Source organism: Terrimonas sp. (genome assembly GCF_003075435.1).
Lineage (GTDB): Bacteria > Bacteroidota > Bacteroidia > Chitinophagales > Chitinophagaceae > Agriterribacter.
Genome location: NZ_QCZJ01000007.1, coordinates 129746 through 146952 on the forward strand (window position 1 = coordinate 129746; position 17207 = coordinate 146952).

The 17207-nt window shown below is 38.5% G+C and carries 12 protein-coding genes; 1 reads left to right on the top strand and 11 read right to left on the bottom strand.

The genetic code is table 11. The annotated features are described in order from the left end of the window. The 5 genes from DC498_RS10010 to DC498_RS10030 are packed head-to-tail and all read right to left on the bottom strand — an operon-like array spanning position 1 to position 8055. Positions 1-2685 carry an aminotransferase class III-fold pyridoxal phosphate-dependent enzyme gene (locus tag DC498_RS10010; protein WP_165813807.1) on the bottom strand — a complete coding sequence of 895 codons (2685 nt, stop codon included), beginning with the start codon at positions 2683-2685 and terminating at the stop codon, positions 1-3. Then, a complete protein-coding gene (locus DC498_RS10015; RefSeq protein WP_116874005.1) occupies positions 2618-3847 on the bottom strand; it encodes a peptidogalycan biosysnthesis protein in 1230 nt (409 codons plus the stop codon). The genes DC498_RS10010 and DC498_RS10015 overlap by 68 nt, the downstream gene beginning before the upstream one ends. Then, on the bottom strand, positions 3844-5370 hold the full coding sequence (locus DC498_RS10020; protein WP_116874006.1) for a B12-binding domain-containing radical SAM protein: 1527 nt from the start codon (positions 5368-5370) through the stop codon (positions 3844-3846). Before DC498_RS10020 ends, DC498_RS10015 begins: the two co-directional genes overlap by 4 nt. 1 nt (position 5371) lies before the next feature. Next, entirely contained in the window at positions 5372-6706 is a 1335-nt protein-coding gene (locus DC498_RS10025; protein ID WP_116874007.1) for a cytochrome P450, read from the bottom strand. 14 nt (positions 6707-6720) lie between these two features. After that, positions 6721-8055, bottom strand: a complete 1335-nt coding sequence (locus DC498_RS10030; protein WP_116874008.1) for a B12-binding domain-containing radical SAM protein — start codon at positions 8053-8055, stop codon at positions 6721-6723. A 181-nt stretch (positions 8056-8236) separates the two neighbouring features. Between DC498_RS10030 and DC498_RS10035 the strand changes: the two genes are divergently transcribed. Then, positions 8237-9346, top strand: coding sequence for a hypothetical protein (locus DC498_RS10035; RefSeq protein WP_116874009.1), 1110 nt, complete (start codon positions 8237-8239; stop codon positions 9344-9346). Between the two features lie 5 nt (positions 9347-9351). Here the strand turns inward: DC498_RS10035 and DC498_RS10040 are convergent, their stop codons facing one another. The 6 genes from DC498_RS10040 to DC498_RS10070 all read right to left on the bottom strand — a co-directional run bounded on the left by DC498_RS10040 (position 9352) and on the right by DC498_RS10070 (position 17183). Next, positions 9352-9918, bottom strand: coding sequence for a hypothetical protein (locus tag DC498_RS10040; protein WP_116874010.1), 567 nt, complete (start codon positions 9916-9918; stop codon positions 9352-9354). A 14-nt stretch (positions 9919-9932) separates the two neighbouring features. Continuing rightward, entirely contained in the window at positions 9933-10940 is a 1008-nt protein-coding gene (locus DC498_RS10045; RefSeq protein ID WP_165813808.1) for a metal-dependent hydrolase, read from the bottom strand. A gap of 476 nt (positions 10941-11416) precedes the next feature. Beyond that, entirely contained in the window at positions 11417-13987 is a 2571-nt protein-coding gene (locus DC498_RS10055) for a TonB-dependent receptor domain-containing protein (protein ID WP_116874013.1), read from the bottom strand. Between the two features lie 96 nt (positions 13988-14083). Then, positions 14084-14794 carry a LytR/AlgR family response regulator transcription factor gene (locus DC498_RS10060; RefSeq protein ID WP_116874014.1) on the bottom strand — a complete coding sequence of 237 codons (711 nt, stop codon included), beginning with the start codon at positions 14792-14794 and terminating at the stop codon, positions 14084-14086. Between the two features lie 41 nt (positions 14795-14835). Then, the gene (locus DC498_RS10065) at positions 14836-15858 is read right to left on the bottom strand and encodes a sensor histidine kinase (protein WP_116874015.1); all 1023 of its coding nucleotides are present in this window, start codon (positions 15856-15858) and stop codon (positions 14836-14838) included. A gap of 209 nt (positions 15859-16067) precedes the next feature. Then, on the bottom strand, positions 16068-17183 hold the full coding sequence (locus DC498_RS10070) for a lipase family protein (RefSeq protein ID WP_116874016.1): 1116 nt from the start codon (positions 17181-17183) through the stop codon (positions 16068-16070). Positions 17184-17207: the final 24 nt, after the last annotated feature.

Consider the following 17207-nt stretch of genomic DNA (forward strand, 5'->3'; position numbering starts at 1 on the left):
TCAAACACTATCTTCTACTTTTGCCCTTTTTAACCCAAAACCTTCTTTTTCCATAATACAGGATATCTTCCTGATGTTTCCGGTGCTTATTTCGCCAGTAAAATTTGCTGACCGTGGTAAAGAGAAAGCAAGCCCAAAGGTTTCTGCCATACAGGCAAAACACTCCCCTTCATCAAAAGGAAGAATAACAGACTCCAGGTTTTGCGTTATACCTGCGTACAGGGGAAGCGAGGCTATACCACCTTTTATATATACATAATTATTATCGTGCTGTATTTCGTTGCAAACATTAGATGGAACAGATATATCAACAATAATAGCGCCTTTATTTACATGCTCTTTCTGTAATAATGCATTGGTATCGTTAGTGCCAGTAAAAATTATATCAGCGCTGCTTATTGCTTCATGACAAAGTGAATCCGTTACAATAATATCATTGCCCAGCTGAGCAATAATATCATCAAATTTTATATCAATATTGTATATATCAAGCAATGCTATTATTTTCTTTGCAAGTTCACTGCTTCCCGACACCTTACGCAGCAATGAGCGGTAATGATGCCATGTATCATTATCTTTTTCAAGAGCATGCCTGTAAACAAGAATAAGTTTTTGTGCAGATTGTATCATCTCTTCAGCTATAGAGGAAATGATATTGCCCTTTGCGCCTACAAGGCAAACACAAGGCTTCGACCTGTTTGGATTCCTCTCTTTGTACTGATGAAATGCTGCCTGCATAGCAAGTATCGCTGTATAAGTGTTGCCTGTAGTAAGCGTGGCATGTGGCGAATGCAGGTGCATTCCACTTTTTGTAATGATGCTTGTAAACTGTCCTAAGCCAATGCTTTTTGCATTTTTCTGATTTGCAAGATTAACAGCATCCTGTATTTTTTTTACCCATCCGTGCCTGTTGCCCCGACGCAGTAAATGAAAAAAAGACAGGCTGGTGAGCGGAATACCCAGGAATACTACAGGAATTGTTGTACCCTCAGCATTGATGAGTGTATCAATATGATAAACCGTAAATTGCTGGTAAATACTTAATTCTTCCAGCATCGCAGTTAACGCCTGCTCATCATAATCATCTATAAGATCAACTATACGGCGGATATGCACATTATCAATCGGGTGGCAAATAAACACAGCCGCATTTTCCGGAAATTCATTGTGCTTTACAGCCGGGGGAAGATGTTTTAAAACAGCATTAGCCGGGAATTTGAGTATGTGACCAAACAGGTAATTTAAATCATGGCTTTCAATCGCATTGAAGAGCTTACTGAAACCATTTATCAAAAAGCAGGCATCATCTTCAGAAAATTGTATGGAAGGCTGAATACGGAATGATAAAGGATTTGAAAGCGTAGGCAAAATCCGGATACGCTCCCTGTTTAATAATACAGAAGCAATCCAGTAGCCCAGCATGCCTATATCTTTAAGAAATTTGGTGATAAAAGAATTGTGCAGCCTGTCCTCATTAAGTTCTATAGCGCACATCAGGCCTTTTCCTCTTACATCAACCACATACCCGGGAAAAATATTTTTCAAAACTGATAACTGCCTGAATAACCAATCTTCCTTTATATGCGCTGTTATATTATTTTCTTCAAATAATTTCAAAAAAAGTAACGCTGCTTTACTGCTGAATGCATCACCGGCAAAACTTGATGAATGAAATTGAAAAAAGTTTGGCGTATATATTCTATCCGAACAACATAAGGCGCTAAGCTTGGCAATACCTGCGCCGAGCGCTTTACCAAAACAATACATATCTGCGACAAGTATTTTCCGGTCAAGACAGGAAAAATAACCCGTTCTGTAAAGACCACATTGAATTTCATCGGCAATAACTGGTAGCCCCCATATTTTTTTTAGTTCACTTACCTGCGATAATAATGTATCACTCAGGCATAGCACTCCTGCCTCCCCCTGAACAGGCTCTATAAACAAACCTATAACAGGCAGGTGTTTTTTTTCAACAATTTTATCTGTCTTTTCATCAATAACAAAGTATTTGATAACGTATTCTTCTACATTCTTTTTTAATGCTTCCACATCCTTGGGCAACGTCAAAGATTTTAAAGCTACCGGGAAAGTATTTTTCAACCAGGCATTACTCATAACAGATAAAGCGCCTAATGTTTTTCCATGAAAGCTTCCTTCCAAATGCGCGACAGCCGGTGCTGCATCTGTAAGCTTTAACTGGCCGGTAAAAAATTTTATTTCATCAGCACATGTATTTTTCTTTTCAAGATAATTAATGGAATAGTATATCTCCTGCCGGATAAGATCAATCTTTCTTTCATACTGAAGCCAGCAAAGCTTTATTGCGACTTCAATAATTTCAGCACCACTGTTTGCATACTCCACATGCCAGCCTTTAACCCCTGTTTGTGCTTCAGTAAGCTCAGCCAGTTTTTGTGACAACCTGGTTTTACCCGGTTGGTTACTTGCCTGTACAAAACAAGGCTCATTAAATGAATGTAATAATGTTTGAACAGATGGATTATTGTGCCCAAGCAGGTTGATGCCATAAGAGCCAACCACATCCAGTACATTTATTTTAACGCCATTCTCATCCGTATAAGTCAACCAATCGCCCTGCCCGGATTCATAATACTTATCTATTTTCAGAAACCGGAGCATATGCTCCAACTCGTGCGCTGACTGTTTCTCCTTTGTAAACATCGGATTGATTTTTGAATACATTAAGCATGGGAATTTTTGTATGAGGAAATATCCATGGATTAAGTTTTTTCAAAATAGCATGGATTAAAGGTCTTCTGCTCCTTACATAAATAAACCGGTCCTCTGTGCAGGCGCCAATACGTTGCTTCGGATAATAAGAAGTTTGCCCAAGCACAATTTTTTCACACCTGTTTTCTATAGCAATTTCAACCAATGCATTAAGTAAATTATGATAACTGTCGAACGCATCTTTGTTATGCTTTTTCCCTGTCCATAAAAAATTTAGTACCCCGTTGTGAATAGTAAACGCAAATACGCAGATTATTTCACTGTTATACATAAATGCAATAAGCTTCAATTCATCTTTGAGCACTTCAAAAACGTTTTCAAAAAAAACATCATTCAGCGTTTCGAGCTTTACAGCAGTTCTCGACATCACACTTAAATAGTATATGTAAAATTCCTTTCCGGTGATTTCCTCTTTGCTGATATACCTGATAACAGGTTTGCCTGCAGTAAATAATGCTGAACTGTTATTTGAAACAACAGGAAGTTCCATTCCTGCTTTTTTCAGCGATGCAATGATTTGCCGCCTGAAATTATGACGCATGCTTTTTAAATAATCATTGTATTGCTCATACTTAACCGGCATCCATGTTGAAGGAATGCTGTATCCACAGAAGTACCCCTGTTGAAGTAAAGTATCTGAATATTGCAGATCACCGGGTAAAAATTCTTTAAATATTAAGGTATTAGCTTTTGCTTTTACGGCTATGCCTTCCATAGTTGCAGCAACGGCTTTATATACACTTGTTCGGGCATATTGTATTGTCTGTATGTTTTTATGCGCTGCTGAAATAGGCGTACCACAAAAAAGCACCCTGGTTTTAAAAATATGCGGAAATATTTTTTTTATCAATCTTGTCAAGGATTGCACATTTATAAACAAATCGAGATGGATAGTAAAAGCGCTCAGTACAGCTGTACCCACCATGCGATCCTCATCTTTTATAACCAGGAAATACATATCAGCATCTTCTACACGTGATTTTTGCAATGCCTTAAGAAAATGATATGTATGAAAAAGCTCTGCCTCCGGGTTTAGAGAATCCCATTCATGCGGATCAATAGCTTCTATATCATCATATATTTCTGTTTTCATACAGCTTCAAGCGCAGCAATACGGTTTTGCAAGGGTTGTTCCCTGAAGTTTTTAAATGAAGGGTGACGGAATTTATCTTCATACGTAAGTCCTGGCACGATTCTGCCTTTGTACGTTGCAATCGCTATTTCCTTAGGACTGTGATGTGTATGTGCAAAATAGAACTGGCGGCCAATTTTTAATCCGCCTATAATAATATTCCAGTAATCCTTGTGCCATATAGTTGGCAATGTTCTGAAAGTATTCTTCTGCGCTCTCCTGAAATTCATAATCGTTTTCCAGTACAGGTAGAGCAATTGCCGGTAGTATGCTTTCAGTGGCATTTTAGTTGGCATAAGCTGATGCGATAAATCAAATAAACCATGCGCATCAACGGGAACAGTTAATTTGCTTTTTTGGGCATCATAATCCATCGCTCCGGGCAACGGCGTAGCAGGAGATATATTTACGTAATATAATTTGGCGTCTTCAATAAACTGCCAGAGTCTGTCCCAGTCTTTTTTTTCGTAATCTGCTCCAGGTATCAGCGATCCGTAGGTGTCAACTTCATATTTCCGCAATACCTCCACCGCCTTCCTGTTATAATGCGCAGATGATTGCTTATTCATATGTTTCAGCTCTTCGTCTGTAACTCCATCCAAACCTATGAATACCGCTCTGAGCCCCAGCTCCGACCATTCTTTAATAACCTCTTCATTCTCTGCAATAAAATCTGCACGGGCATAGCATAAATAATGTTTTTCAATTTTATGTTCACGGATAAGGTCAGCCAGTTTTCGCAACCTGCTTTTATTAATAAGAAAGATATCATCAACGATATAAACATCTTTAGCTTTAATGGTTAACAACTCTTCAATAATCGATTCAGGAGATCTGCTATAAGGCATACCATCAGTTATTCTCCAGGTAAAACAAAAATTGCAACGATACCAGCAGCCCCATGTTGTTTTGATGGTAGCAACCGGCTTATGCATAAGGTAATAATATCTATGAGCAAGATGACTGACAAGTTCCCTTCTTGGTAAAGGAAGCGTATCAGCAGGCGGCATATATTTTCGTTGTGCTGTTTTTACAAGTAACCCCTCGCCTACAGGAATAGCAATACCAGGAACTTCTATTAAGGGCTGCTTATTATCCAGCGCATCTATTATTTCCGCAAGCAGCAATGTGCCATCACCTATGCCAATAATATCTACAGCAGCATCTGCAAAATCTTCGGGGTTCAATGTGGCATGCACACCACCTGCTATGGTAATTATATTTTTATCCAGATGCTTAATTTCTCTGAATAGCTTAACTACTTCATTCGTTCCTGATTTATAACAACTGCTAACCACCACATCAGGGTTAAAGGCTTTTATCCTGTTTAAAAATTTTTTTTCAACCAGGTGATCAAATATCATCACCTCGTGGTGCAGCAGTTCCGCGGCAATATATTCAAGCTCCAGCGGTTCACATATCATAATATGTTTCAACCCTATGGTATGCTTTGGCACCGGTGGACGAACCAATAAAACTTTCATATCAGTTCAAAGTTTTTAGCGTGATCAATATGGGTTTATGGGGTTTTAATGTTGAGCCGGATTCTGGTAGCGGTACTTCATCATCTTCAAGTTCAAAATCAAATTGCTGAACAAATGATGCTAATGTAAGCACAAGCATGGGGGTAGCGAGGTATCGTCCTATACAGGTATGCCTTCCTGCACCAAAAGGGATATAGCTGTATTTCACTGGCGCTGCTTCAAAACGCTCCGGTATAAAATCAAGCGGGGCCCTCCAATAGGCTGGGTTGCGGTGAAGCGCATAACTACTAATAAAAACAGATGCTCCTTTATGTATTGTAATGCCATTTATATAATCATCTTCAAGTGCATCACGAGCTATTGTATGACTCGGAGAATATAATCGCAATCCTTCTTTAACAACATAGTCAGCATATACAAGATCACTTAAATGATCTGCCCCAACAGGATTACCACCGGTTACCTTCAAGATATCTGCACGCAAACAATCCAGCTTATCGCGGTTTTTTGCAAGAAGATATATGATCCACCCCAACCCCACCGCTGCTGTTTCAGTTCCTGCACCCAGGTAAACAATCAGTTCACTGCGGAGTTCTTTAATGAATGATACTGAGCCGGCGTGATTTGACTTCTCAATAAGTATATCAATCAGCTTTTCAATATCACCGGTTGAGTTTGTTCTGTTTTTAAGTATATCTATTGCAAGATTTTCAAAAAAAATAAGGCTGCTGTCATATTTCCTGTCTTTACCGGAAAAATTGGATAAAAAAGGCCGCCAGGGATATTTGGAACGCCACAGTATATGCTTTTGTCCTGCTCCAACAAGTGATGCTATGGTTGCACAAATAGCCTTGTTTTCATACCCGAATAATGCCTGAAGCAAAATGGCTACATTCATTTCAGCAAAAAGCGCAATAATATCAACTGTTGAATTTTTATAAGCTTTCCATTGGTGCAGATAGTTATGAATATCAGCATTTATATTAAACAGGTATGTAGTTGTTTTAGCATTACCCAGTGCTTTTGCGTGAAGTTTCCTCATCAGCAACCATTCATCTCCTTCCAATGTACCAAGTGCGTTACCTATAATTGCCTTGAGCTGTTGCCAGTAATACCTGCTCTTTATATAATTAGTTTCATTCCTTACCAGTATATGCTGCAACACATCAGCATTGGCAACAGCCAATATTTCTCGTCCAGGAAGTTTTACCTCAAAAAAATCGCCATAGGTATCCATTTTTTCGGAAATGAATACAGCAGTGTTTTTTATGAAAGCAGGAAAAAGATAATAAGGTGTAGACCTGATGTTATATGATGTTGGTTCGGCTACTCGCATATAAGCTTGCTTGTTTAAACAATTCCGGGAGTGATGCCACGATTAATATGATTGCGGTAAACCATATTTGTTCCTAATACAAACAACCGCATAAATGGACTTAATCCCGCATCATTCCCACTTAATCTTTTATAAATATTTTTTACGGAATACAGCTTTTTATACAAGTCCCAATAGCCGCGCTGCAGGCGTTCTGCCGTCATATTTTTGGGATGAAATACTGCAGAGCCCCCAACATATTTTTGAATATCATAATCAAAAATGCGACCCTGTTCTTCTAACTGCCTGTACATAGGTGTACCCGGCACAGGTGTAAGTATATACATGCGCGGCAGGGCGATTTTATTTTTCATTAAAAATTCAAAAGTCTTTTCAAACACTGTTTCATTATCACCATCTAAGCCAAGGATCATTTCGGTTGATATTTCAATACCGTGTTTTTTAATATTCAAAAAAGCCTTTTCATAATTATGCGGTTCATTCCATTCCTTTTCCACATGTTCAAGACTTTCAGGATTAATGGTTTCTACACCAAAGGAAAGAATACGGCAGCCACTTTTGTATGCAAGCGCAAGCATGTCATCGTTTTTGGCAATATGAAGACTGCACTGGCTAACCCAAATAATATTTTCAGGGATCAACGCAGTCCACAACTCTTTGCAATAATTAAAATCAACACCTATATTATCATCAATAAAAGCGATATACCTGCTGCCTGATGCTTTTGCCGCTCGTACATCCCTTATCACCTGCTCAACAGGCCGCTTACGATAGCTGCGTTTAAAAAATTCTGATATAGAACAGAATGTACAGGGAAAAGGGCAGCCCCGCGTGGCCTGCACCGGGCGCCAGAATCCATAATATTTTAAATTAAAAGCATTATAGTCAGGAGGTGGAAATAATTTAACATCAGGTACATGGGTCATCGTATATGTTTCCTTTACTTCACCTGCGAGGTAATCATCAAGAAAACGCGGCCATACATCTTCTGATTCGCCATTTACAATAACATCCGCATGCTGCCTCGTCCATGAATCATCAAACAAAGAAATAGCGATACCACCCATTACTACCAGGGAACCTTTTTTCCTGAATATATCAGCTATCTGATAGCCTCTCACAACACCGGCACCTCCCATACCCGTAAGTCCAACAATATCCCATTGCTCATTCCAGGGAATAGGCTCGGATGTTTCTGAAACAACTCTTACTTCAAAATGCTCTTTAGGAGTAACTGCGCTTAATTGTAGTAATGTTAGCCCGGGCAAATAGGTTTTGCGCTGAACAATCGGTTTCCCATCGTTGTCCAGCCCCGTGGGGCTTATTAAAAGAATCCGTTTTTTCTTCATACCCGGTATTTTGAACTCCAGATTCCTCACTTAAGCTACAAACTTTCCACGCAAATAGCAAATATTATTTTTAATTATAATGAATATAAAACCAGGAATTGTAAAAATTCCACTGCAGGATCATAAAAGATATTAGCAAAGCATTGATGTAGTTTTATTATTTTTAATTAAGACAGGCAAAATGGAAATTATAGAAGTTACCAATAAAAGCTTGCTGAATCTCTTCCTGGATGCTCCGGGAAACATCCTGAAAAACTATCCTCATTACATCGCCCCTATTCTATCAAACGTAAAGGACACGCTGAGCATAAAAAAAAATCCACTGTGGCAGGTTGCAGAAAGAAAACTTTTTGTTGCATTAAAAAAAGGTAAAGCAGCAGGAACAATTGCAGCCATTTATCACTCCCAGCATAAGCAGTATAACCCTGAAGATGCCGTTTATTTTGGATATCTCCATTTTGAAAACGATCCGGGATTATTACATGAGCTTGTTAGCGCTGTAAAAAAATTTGCTTCGGAAAAAAAAGTAAATACATTAATCGGACCGCTCAATCCCAGCCTTAATTATGAACTGGGTATTCTTACCGAAGGTTTTGATAGTGATCCTTTTTTTATGATGAACTATAATCCTCCTTACTACCCTGCTTTAATAGAAAAGGAAGGAGGAAAAGTCGCGATGGAATTCCTGGCATATAATTACCGGCAGGGAATAAAAACAGATAAAATAGAAAGAGTGAGCGGGCTGTTAAAAAACAGGTATAACATCAGCATTGAAAACATCAATTTCAAAAAGTTTGAAGCTGAAGCAAATGAACTCTGTGAGGTATACAATGATGCTTTTAAAGGGCATTTTGGCTTTATTCCTTTTTCCGAAAAAGAATTTCTCTTTATGGCAAAAGCATTGAAACAGATATTAAATCCGCAACTATTGTTTAAAGTTAAACTCAAAGGGGATACAGCAGGATTTATGCTTACCATCCCCAACATAAACCCGGCAGTTAAACAATTGCATAAGGGCAGGTTAACGCCGTGGGGCATTATAAAATTTATTTACCGGTTAAGAAAAATTGATTCGGCCAAGGTGATGCTTGTGGCTATCCGTAAGCGCTACCAGGAACTCGGGTTGGGGAGCATATTGTATAGTGAAATGAATGCAAGAACAAAAAAGGCAGGGTACCTGCAGGGAGAAATCAGTTGGATTGCAGGAGAAAATAATAAAATGCAAAAAATTACAGAAAGTATTGGAGCGGAGCCTTATAAAAAATATGTTGTTTACCGGTTTAACGTATAAACGAACTATATTTCTACATCACGGCCGATGCTGTTAATCTCTTCCTCTGGTATATAATTCTTTTTGATACGCACAATATAAATGAGCACCAGAGGATATAATATTGGCAAAGCGTTTAACACCAGCAAATAGCTATAACTTATGTTGGGAACTAATTCTCTCACTATAAATTGAAACGCAAAAATCATTAATAGGGTAATGATGTATGCTACTGCAAATAAGCGATAAACGGTTTTAAAAAGATATACAATAAAAGCGGCAACCACAGCCAAAACAAGCAACTGAATAAAAAGCATCATATTACGCGATAGCATGTCCGTAATATTAGAAAAGGTAATTACCAAGGAAGAGCATACAAACAAATATATCAGCCTGACTCTCTTTCCATAATTTTGTTTTAAATCTTTTGCAATAAAGAAAAATAAAGACAGAAAAAGCAATTGCCCAATTACATCGGCAATAATGGCAATGGTATATGATGCATAATAATAATTACATAGTAAGCTCAGCAACCGGAACATGAATGAAAGTATTCCTACTATTGTAAATATTTTGATTATACGTTCAGACATTTTGTATACTAAGTTTATATCCCTTTCACCCTTCTTATAAAGCTGGAAACCCTTTCCCTGTTCATATTCTTAAACCGTCCCCTTTGTATTACCAGTTGATTACCTTCGGGCTTATTGAGTAAATAATGAAAGGTAAATTTTGCAGCAGGATCCTGCCAGCCGATCTGGCCAAACCTTAATACATTCAACACCAACGTATCACTCCATTTTTCTACAGTATAATACCCGGATGAAAAACGGATCAGTTTCAACGCATCATTTTTGTCAGTAACATTGTTTAGCAGGCTGTCATTTCTCTCCACATCATTAAAAACAATCTCGCCTGTTTTATCAAATACCGACCTGTAGCCAACTTTATATCCGTCCTCCTGCTTAACCACCACATACCACAATAAACTGTTTAAAATAGTTGGGGTAGTAAAATGTCCTTCCGAAACAATATGCTGCCGGTTCAAAGTATTTGCTACTACCTGCTCTACTTTCATCTTATTTGCGAAGGCATAGGTTATGTATATAGTAGTGAGCGCAATAGCGTATACAGCAATTTTTTTTCGGTGTACGTATTTACTTTTTGCCAGTAATAACCATACAAAAGCAATCAACGGCCCGATGGAAAACAACGGATCAGCTACAAAAACCAGGTTAAAAGAAAACCTGGTATCGTTAAACGGGTAAAACAATTCAGTACCATACGCATTAAATGCATCAATAAAAACATGCACAAATATATTTACCGAAAACAGCAGCACATATGTTCGCTTTGCCGCATTATGCCTGTGAAACATTTTACCGGCTATCCATGCCAATAAACAACTCACTACTATGGCAAATACTATTGAATGTGTAAGCGAGCGATGGGCAACAATATCATCTACTTCATTCAGCCATATACTACCGATAGCATCTATATCAGGAATACTTTGAGCAACAGCGCCTAACAGCATTGCTTTTTTACCAAGTTGTTTACCAGCGACAGCTTCACCAATGCACGCGCCCAGAACTATATGTGTAAGAGAATCCAAAATGCAAATTTATTATCAAACGTACATGAAATTTTCCGTTCATGAGATGGATGCATTTCAAATTTTCGGGTATATGGTAATATAGTCCAGATGCCTCGTGCCTCGGCATGACAGCAGCAGTGCGTTGTTCAGCATTGATACAAATGCCTGGCAATAGTAACATAGTTCGTCATTGCACCGCAGCCTGTCGCCCCCAGGCACGAGGGGTCTGACATAGCCGTAGTACCTACATACAGAAATTTAAAATGCACCCCATAAAATCACATAAAGAATGAATAAAAATTTACTTGAAATTCTTCTGCAAAATATAAAATTTCAAAAACCTTCTGTAGAAACAGAAGGTCTCAATTAAACCAATGCTTGCAACATGGTTTATCGATTGTTTACACTCTTTATTAAAAAAGGTCAAAGGAAGAAATTTTTCCTTTGACCTTATCCGAAATACAAAATCTATATTACCCTTGCTGTCCTTCCTTTTACTGCATCTGCATGCCATTCTGCATGCCTTCCTGCTGGCTCTTCATATTCTGACGCTTAAAGAGCGACATATCTATTTTACCAAAACGGTAACTAACGGTCAGGCGTACCATCTGCGGGTTATTCAACCTGTAATAGTATTGCTCAAACCCAATACCCCGGGAATACTGATCAGTTTTACGGCTGCGGAAAATATCATTAAAGCTGAGGGTTGCTGATGCTTTATTGTCTTTCAGGAATGTTTTTTTGATAGCAAGATCAACGCCATAAAATGCTTTGATATAACCTTGTGATGCACTCTGCGCCTGCGACATTGGAGGACCAAATTGCTGTGCTGTATTTATCGGCAGGTTTGTTTTGCTCTGGTAATCAGCAGAGAGCTGAATGCTAAAATTGGCAGGCAGTTTAAAATTATTATTGAACTTGCTAAACATGCTCCACATCGCATCCTGCGATGTGCCGGAGACATTATCCGTATTGATTTTTGAATTATAAATATTCACGTTCAGCGTTATATCCCACCAGGGTGTCAGCTTATTAATAGAGGTAATTTCAGAACCGTAAGAAACCGCTGAATTGGCATTCACATAAGTGCTGATATAATCCTGCTTACCAGATATTTCATTCACTGCAGTATCATAATACCTGGTGATAAGATCTGTAGTATGTTTATAGTATATGGTTGCCAGTAAAGAATTGCTTCCTTTAAAAGTTTTACTATAAGAAAACTCAGCAGAATAGGTAAACTCAGGCACAAGATCAGGATTGCCTTTTGTGATATTTAAGCTGTCTGTGTAATCAGTATATGGAATCAGCTGGAAGAAGTTTGGGCGATTGACGCGACGCGTTACGCTGAATTGCAGTTCCTGCTTGTTCTCCAGCTTCTGACTGAGAAATAAAGAAGGAAACAGGCTGACAGGATAATTATTCTTGAACTTTTGACCTGTACTCAACAGGTCTCCCTTATAATTCGAACTCTCAGCACGCAATCCTATTTTGTATCCAAAATTTGTTTTAATAGTGCTGGCAAAAGAAACATAAGCCGCATACACGCTGCTGGTATTTTTATAATTGGTACTGGCGTTTGATAATTTAATATAATCTGTTGCACCGGGATATTTAATGAGGTTTTCATTATTATTTTCCGTGTTGTTGATCTGCGCCCTCAACCCTGTTTCCAGTTTTGTTGCGCCTGCAAATGGTCTTACATAATCCGTCTGGATAGTCATAAAGCCCATTTTACCATCGCCCAGGTTTTGCTGAATTTGTGTTCCGGCAATTGTTTTGTCGCTGTTGTAATAGTTGGTAGTATACAATCCATCGCCTTCATTTTTTCCGTTGAACATATTGAAATCGGCTGTCCATTCTTCACCCTGCCTTTTAAAGTTGTGCTTTATACCACCCTGGAAGCCCAATGCATTAAATTCCCTGCTCGACTGAGATATTCTCTCAGATAACCTGCTTATAGTTTCACCCTGCAAAAGACTGTCTGTTCTGATATCAATTGTTTCGCTGGGTTTGAATTTACCATGCACACGTATTACACTTGCTGAAATAGTGGTACGGTTTGAAACAAAATAATCAAGCCCTACTTTTCCAAATAAAAATCCACCTTTAGTTTTATTAAGGTTATCCTGGAAAACATTTACAGGAATATCCCCAAGGTTATACCTGTCAACGGTTCCGGTAGTTCTGTTTCTCATCTGGTTGCTCATCAATGCAGCCGAAAAATTAAATTTATCCTGGCGCAGGTTAATATTTCCACCCAGGTTCCATCCACCCCTCCTGTCTATCCCGGCCATTATATTTCCGTTATACCCTGATTTTTTGTTTTTCTTCAATACAATGTTCAATATACCCGCATTACCGCCGGAGGCATCATATTTCGCGGAAGGATTGGTAATTACTTCCACACTTTCTATAGCATCTGCAGGTATCTGGTCGAGCGATAATGTAGAAGGGCGTCCATCCACATATATCTGCGGCGCTGCGTTACGGAGTTTTACATTGCCATCAATATCAACCTGTACAGAAGGCACATTACGCATTACATCTACCGCAGTACCGCCTGCGGTAACAATATTCTTTTCTACATTAAATGTTTTTTTATCAATATCCATCTGCATCATTGGCTTGGTAGCAGTAACTACTACTGTTTCCAACTGCTTTGCATCTGATTCTAATTTAATATTGCCAAGATCTCTGTCAAAATTGCCCCCCATTGCAAGGTTATTAAACTCCTGCTCAAATACTTTATAACCTACTGCAGAAATTTTTAACTTCAATTTGCCCATTATGGGTAATTCTTCCAGGTTGAACTCCCCATTGCTTTTGGTAGTCATGCCCTTCAGTAAAACGTCTTTATTCTTTTTTGAAACTGAATCCATTTTGGCCACAAGGAGCAAAACAGACGCTTCGGCAATGCCTTTGCCGTCAGCATCTATAATTTTGCCGTACAAATGACCAATATTAGCAGGCTTTCCGCCACCACGTGGCATCTGCCCACCCGGCACTTGTGCTACCGCAAATAAACCATTCATCAATAAAACCAGGAGTAATAACTTTTTCATGTAATTAACTTTAAAACGACTGCAAAATAAATCTGTAAAAACCGAACTATTATATAAATGAGATGAGATCAAAAAAAACAGCGACAAACGGAAAAATCAGCCTATAAAACCGGTAATGGCGGAAACGGCATCACGGTAATTACTGCTGATGGGCAGCTCAATCTGCCCAAGAAATATGGAGTTTTTACGAACCGCTGTTATATATTTTTTTGAGATAATATAGGAGCGGTGAATACGGATAAACTGGGCGGCAGGCAGCATATCTTCTATATTTTTCATGCCCATTCTTACAATAAATGGTTTATTGGTACTGTGCAGGTTGATTTTCAGGTAATCTTTAAGCCCTTCTATCCAGGTAATATCTGATAACACTATTTTTATAAGGCTGTAATCCGCGTTTACGAAAATATAATCAAGCTGTGCAGCAGTTGCGGATTTTGCTTTTTCTTTAAGCTGATGCAGTTCCCACGCCTTATTGCACGATTTTATAAACCTGTCTAATGATACCGGTTTCACGAGGTAATCCACCACATCAAGATTAAATCCTTCCAGCGCGTATTTTTCGTAAGCCGTAATCATAATAACCATCGGCTTCTGCACAAGACTCTGCAAAAACTGCAGACCGGTAAGCCTCGGCATCTGTATATCAAGAAATATCAGGTCAATCTGCTTTTCCTGCAAAACCTTCATAGCCTCCACCGGGTTACTACATGTGGCAGTTAACTCCAAAAACGGCACTTTGCTGATATTATCTTCCAATAATTCAAGCGCAAGTGGTTCATCATCTATTGCAAGGCAACGCAGCATAATTTATAATGGTATAAGGTGTAAGGCATATGGCATTTTTGTTAATGCAAATTCAATGTAAGCAACACCGAAAACCAACCGTCTTTTTTCTCAATCTGCAAATCATGATTATGATTATATAATAAATTCAGGCGTCGCTGCACATTTGCCAGCCCTATTCCCGATGTTTTATCTTTCACTTCTTCCGTTACCTCACTATACTTGTTTTTAACGTAGAAGAATAATGTATTCTTTTCCACTTTTAAATCTACAATAATATGCGCGTTTTCCACAAAACCGGTTCCATGTTTAATCGCATTTTCTACAAAAGGTATCAGCAGCATTGGCTCAATTGCATAAGGCTGTGATGGCTCCTGTAAAATGATATTGAACAGAACGTTGTTGCCAAAACGCTGCCGCTGAAGGTCAATATAGCTTTCGAGGTATTCAATTTCCTTATCCAGCTGTACGGTTTCTTCATCAGCTTCATAAACAGTGTATCTTATGAGTGATGAGAGCTTAATGAGAGAAGGCTCTAAAAGATCAGATTTTTTTCTTGCCAGCGCTACCATATTGTTCAGCACATTGAACATAAAATGAGGGCTTGCCTGTGAGCGCAGCAGCGATAATTCTGTTTTAAGATTTTCATTTTCCCTGTCTTTTGCAAGACTATCTGCGCGGGTTTTATCAACAATAAGCCTGTACGCAAGGCTACTGGCGGCAAAAAACAGGAATAAAAGAAAATTAAAAATAAGATGTGTTCTTAACTGAAGGCGTTGTACTTCTCCTGACTTATAATAAAACAAAACAGCCTGTATAACCAAAATGAACAGGTAAGCACACAACAGCATTACTATATACCTTCCATAAAGATTTTTATTGAGCAGGCGGGGAATAAATAATAATGCATTGCAGTAAAAAAAAATTATCCAAACAGCATTACCTGCTACATACGAGAGAATATCCCGCAATGTATAGTCGTGTTTATCCGGCCTAAGTAAAAACGGAAGAGAAAATAAGGCAATCCAGACAATGGCATGTATCAACACTATCCATCCCCTTTTTGTATACCAAACCGATTTCATTCCGGAAAAGTAGCAACTAATCCGCAGTATAAGGCACTCAGGCAAAAATGCTGCGATAAACAGGGATTTTTTTGATACAAAATGGATTATAGTTGCTTGCTCTTGTAAACCATTAAGAAGTTAAGTATACTTAAGTTCCTGCTTAATTTTCTAAATACTTAATAGGTATTACCAGCATGCAACTTTCATTACACACTGCAGCAAAATCCTTACGGGAGCTTCTGCGCCAAGTACAAATACCGGTATGGCTGATGATGCTGCCATATTGCAAATTGCCCGGTTTCTGGTTTATACGCTGAATAATAATCGCTATCTGCATAAAGCACAATGGTATTTCCTGTTCTCACATAATAGTTACTCTTATAATATTCTGGAATGCGGAAAGAAGGCAATTGTTTTCCTACCGTCTTTGAAACCATTTTCCCGAGGTATCGCTGGTAATTTCTCTGAGCCCTTTTACTTGGTTTGCTAAGCCGGTTATATACATGCCTTAAAACAAGATTTTTAGGAAATTTTTGTTTTTTAATAATTGTCTTTGCATTTGTAAACGGATTCACTTCTGTAAAATCATCAACCGTTTGTACGGAAAATGGTACATCAACCACCCAGTCTGCCGTATTCGCTACATTAAACGCCCATCCTCCGCTGTTCATATTTTCATACGCATAGGCAAAGAATAAGTTTCCCGGTTTAGGAGCGGCACTGCAATAAGTTTTAAAAGTTATATCTGCCGGCAGCTTTTGCTGCTGCTGCAAACTGTGCAAATAAGCGTTTAATAAATAAGTGATACCTCCACCCTGGCTGTGTCCGGTTAAAATAAAATCTTTAATACCGGCTTTATAGCAGGAATCAATTTTATGCACCACTCCGGATGACATATATGCCATTGCAACAAACCATCCCACATGCACAGCAGCATTAGGATTATCTGTTAACTCATAATCAAAAGTGAGGTTAGTATCTAATTCCAGCTGACCTTTAGCCGGTATCATTGCAGCATAAAAATTGGCAAGAAAACTCGCCTCTGTGGCTATAGTACCTCTTGCAGCAATAAGCGCTACAGGCTTTTCATTATTCATCCATAAATCCCATGCATTATCAAAAGCAATTTTAGGAGAGCGGTAAACCAGGTGATAATGTTCAGGAGAAGCAATAACGGAATCTGCGGCCCATTTTGCAGTATCTAAATGTACTTTCTGGTTAATTTTTAAGGTCTCAATATATTCCTGCTTATCAAAGCCAGGCTGCAAATGCTGGCTGAATGCCCGGCAGATAATGCAGCAAAAACATATATATAGAATGAATGCAATTTTTGAAAAATTCATATCATACGTTTAAAGTAAAGGCAG

Excerpts from the sequence above, each read along its gene's own strand:
- DC498_RS10010 (WP_165813807.1), bottom strand. The coding sequence starts at position 2,685 with ATGTTTACAAAGGAGAAACAGTCAGCGCACGAGTTGGAGCATATGCTC.
- DC498_RS10015 (WP_116874005.1), bottom strand. The coding sequence starts at position 3,847 with ATGAAAACAGAAATATATGATGATATAGAAGCTATTGATCCGCATGAA.
- DC498_RS10020 (WP_116874006.1), bottom strand. The coding sequence starts at position 5,370 with ATGAAAGTTTTATTGGTTCGTCCACCGGTGCCAAAGCATACCATAGGG.
- DC498_RS10025 (WP_116874007.1), bottom strand. The coding sequence starts at position 6,706 with ATGCGAGTAGCCGAACCAACATCATATAACATCAGGTCTACACCTTAT.
- DC498_RS10030 (WP_116874008.1), bottom strand. The coding sequence starts at position 8,055 with ATGAAGAAAAAACGGATTCTTTTAATAAGCCCCACGGGGCTGGACAAC.
- DC498_RS10035 (WP_116874009.1), top strand. The coding sequence starts at position 8,237 with ATGGAAATTATAGAAGTTACCAATAAAAGCTTGCTGAATCTCTTCCTG.
- DC498_RS10040 (WP_116874010.1), bottom strand. The coding sequence starts at position 9,918 with ATGTCTGAACGTATAATCAAAATATTTACAATAGTAGGAATACTTTCA.
- DC498_RS10055 (WP_116874013.1), bottom strand. The coding sequence starts at position 13,987 with ATGAAAAAGTTATTACTCCTGGTTTTATTGATGAATGGTTTATTTGCG.
- DC498_RS10060 (WP_116874014.1), bottom strand. The coding sequence starts at position 14,794 with ATGCTGCGTTGCCTTGCAATAGATGATGAACCACTTGCGCTTGAATTA.
- DC498_RS10065 (WP_116874015.1), bottom strand. The coding sequence starts at position 15,858 with ATGAAATCGGTTTGGTATACAAAAAGGGGATGGATAGTGTTGATACAT.
- DC498_RS10070 (WP_116874016.1), bottom strand. The coding sequence starts at position 17,183 with ATGAATTTTTCAAAAATTGCATTCATTCTATATATATGTTTTTGCTGC.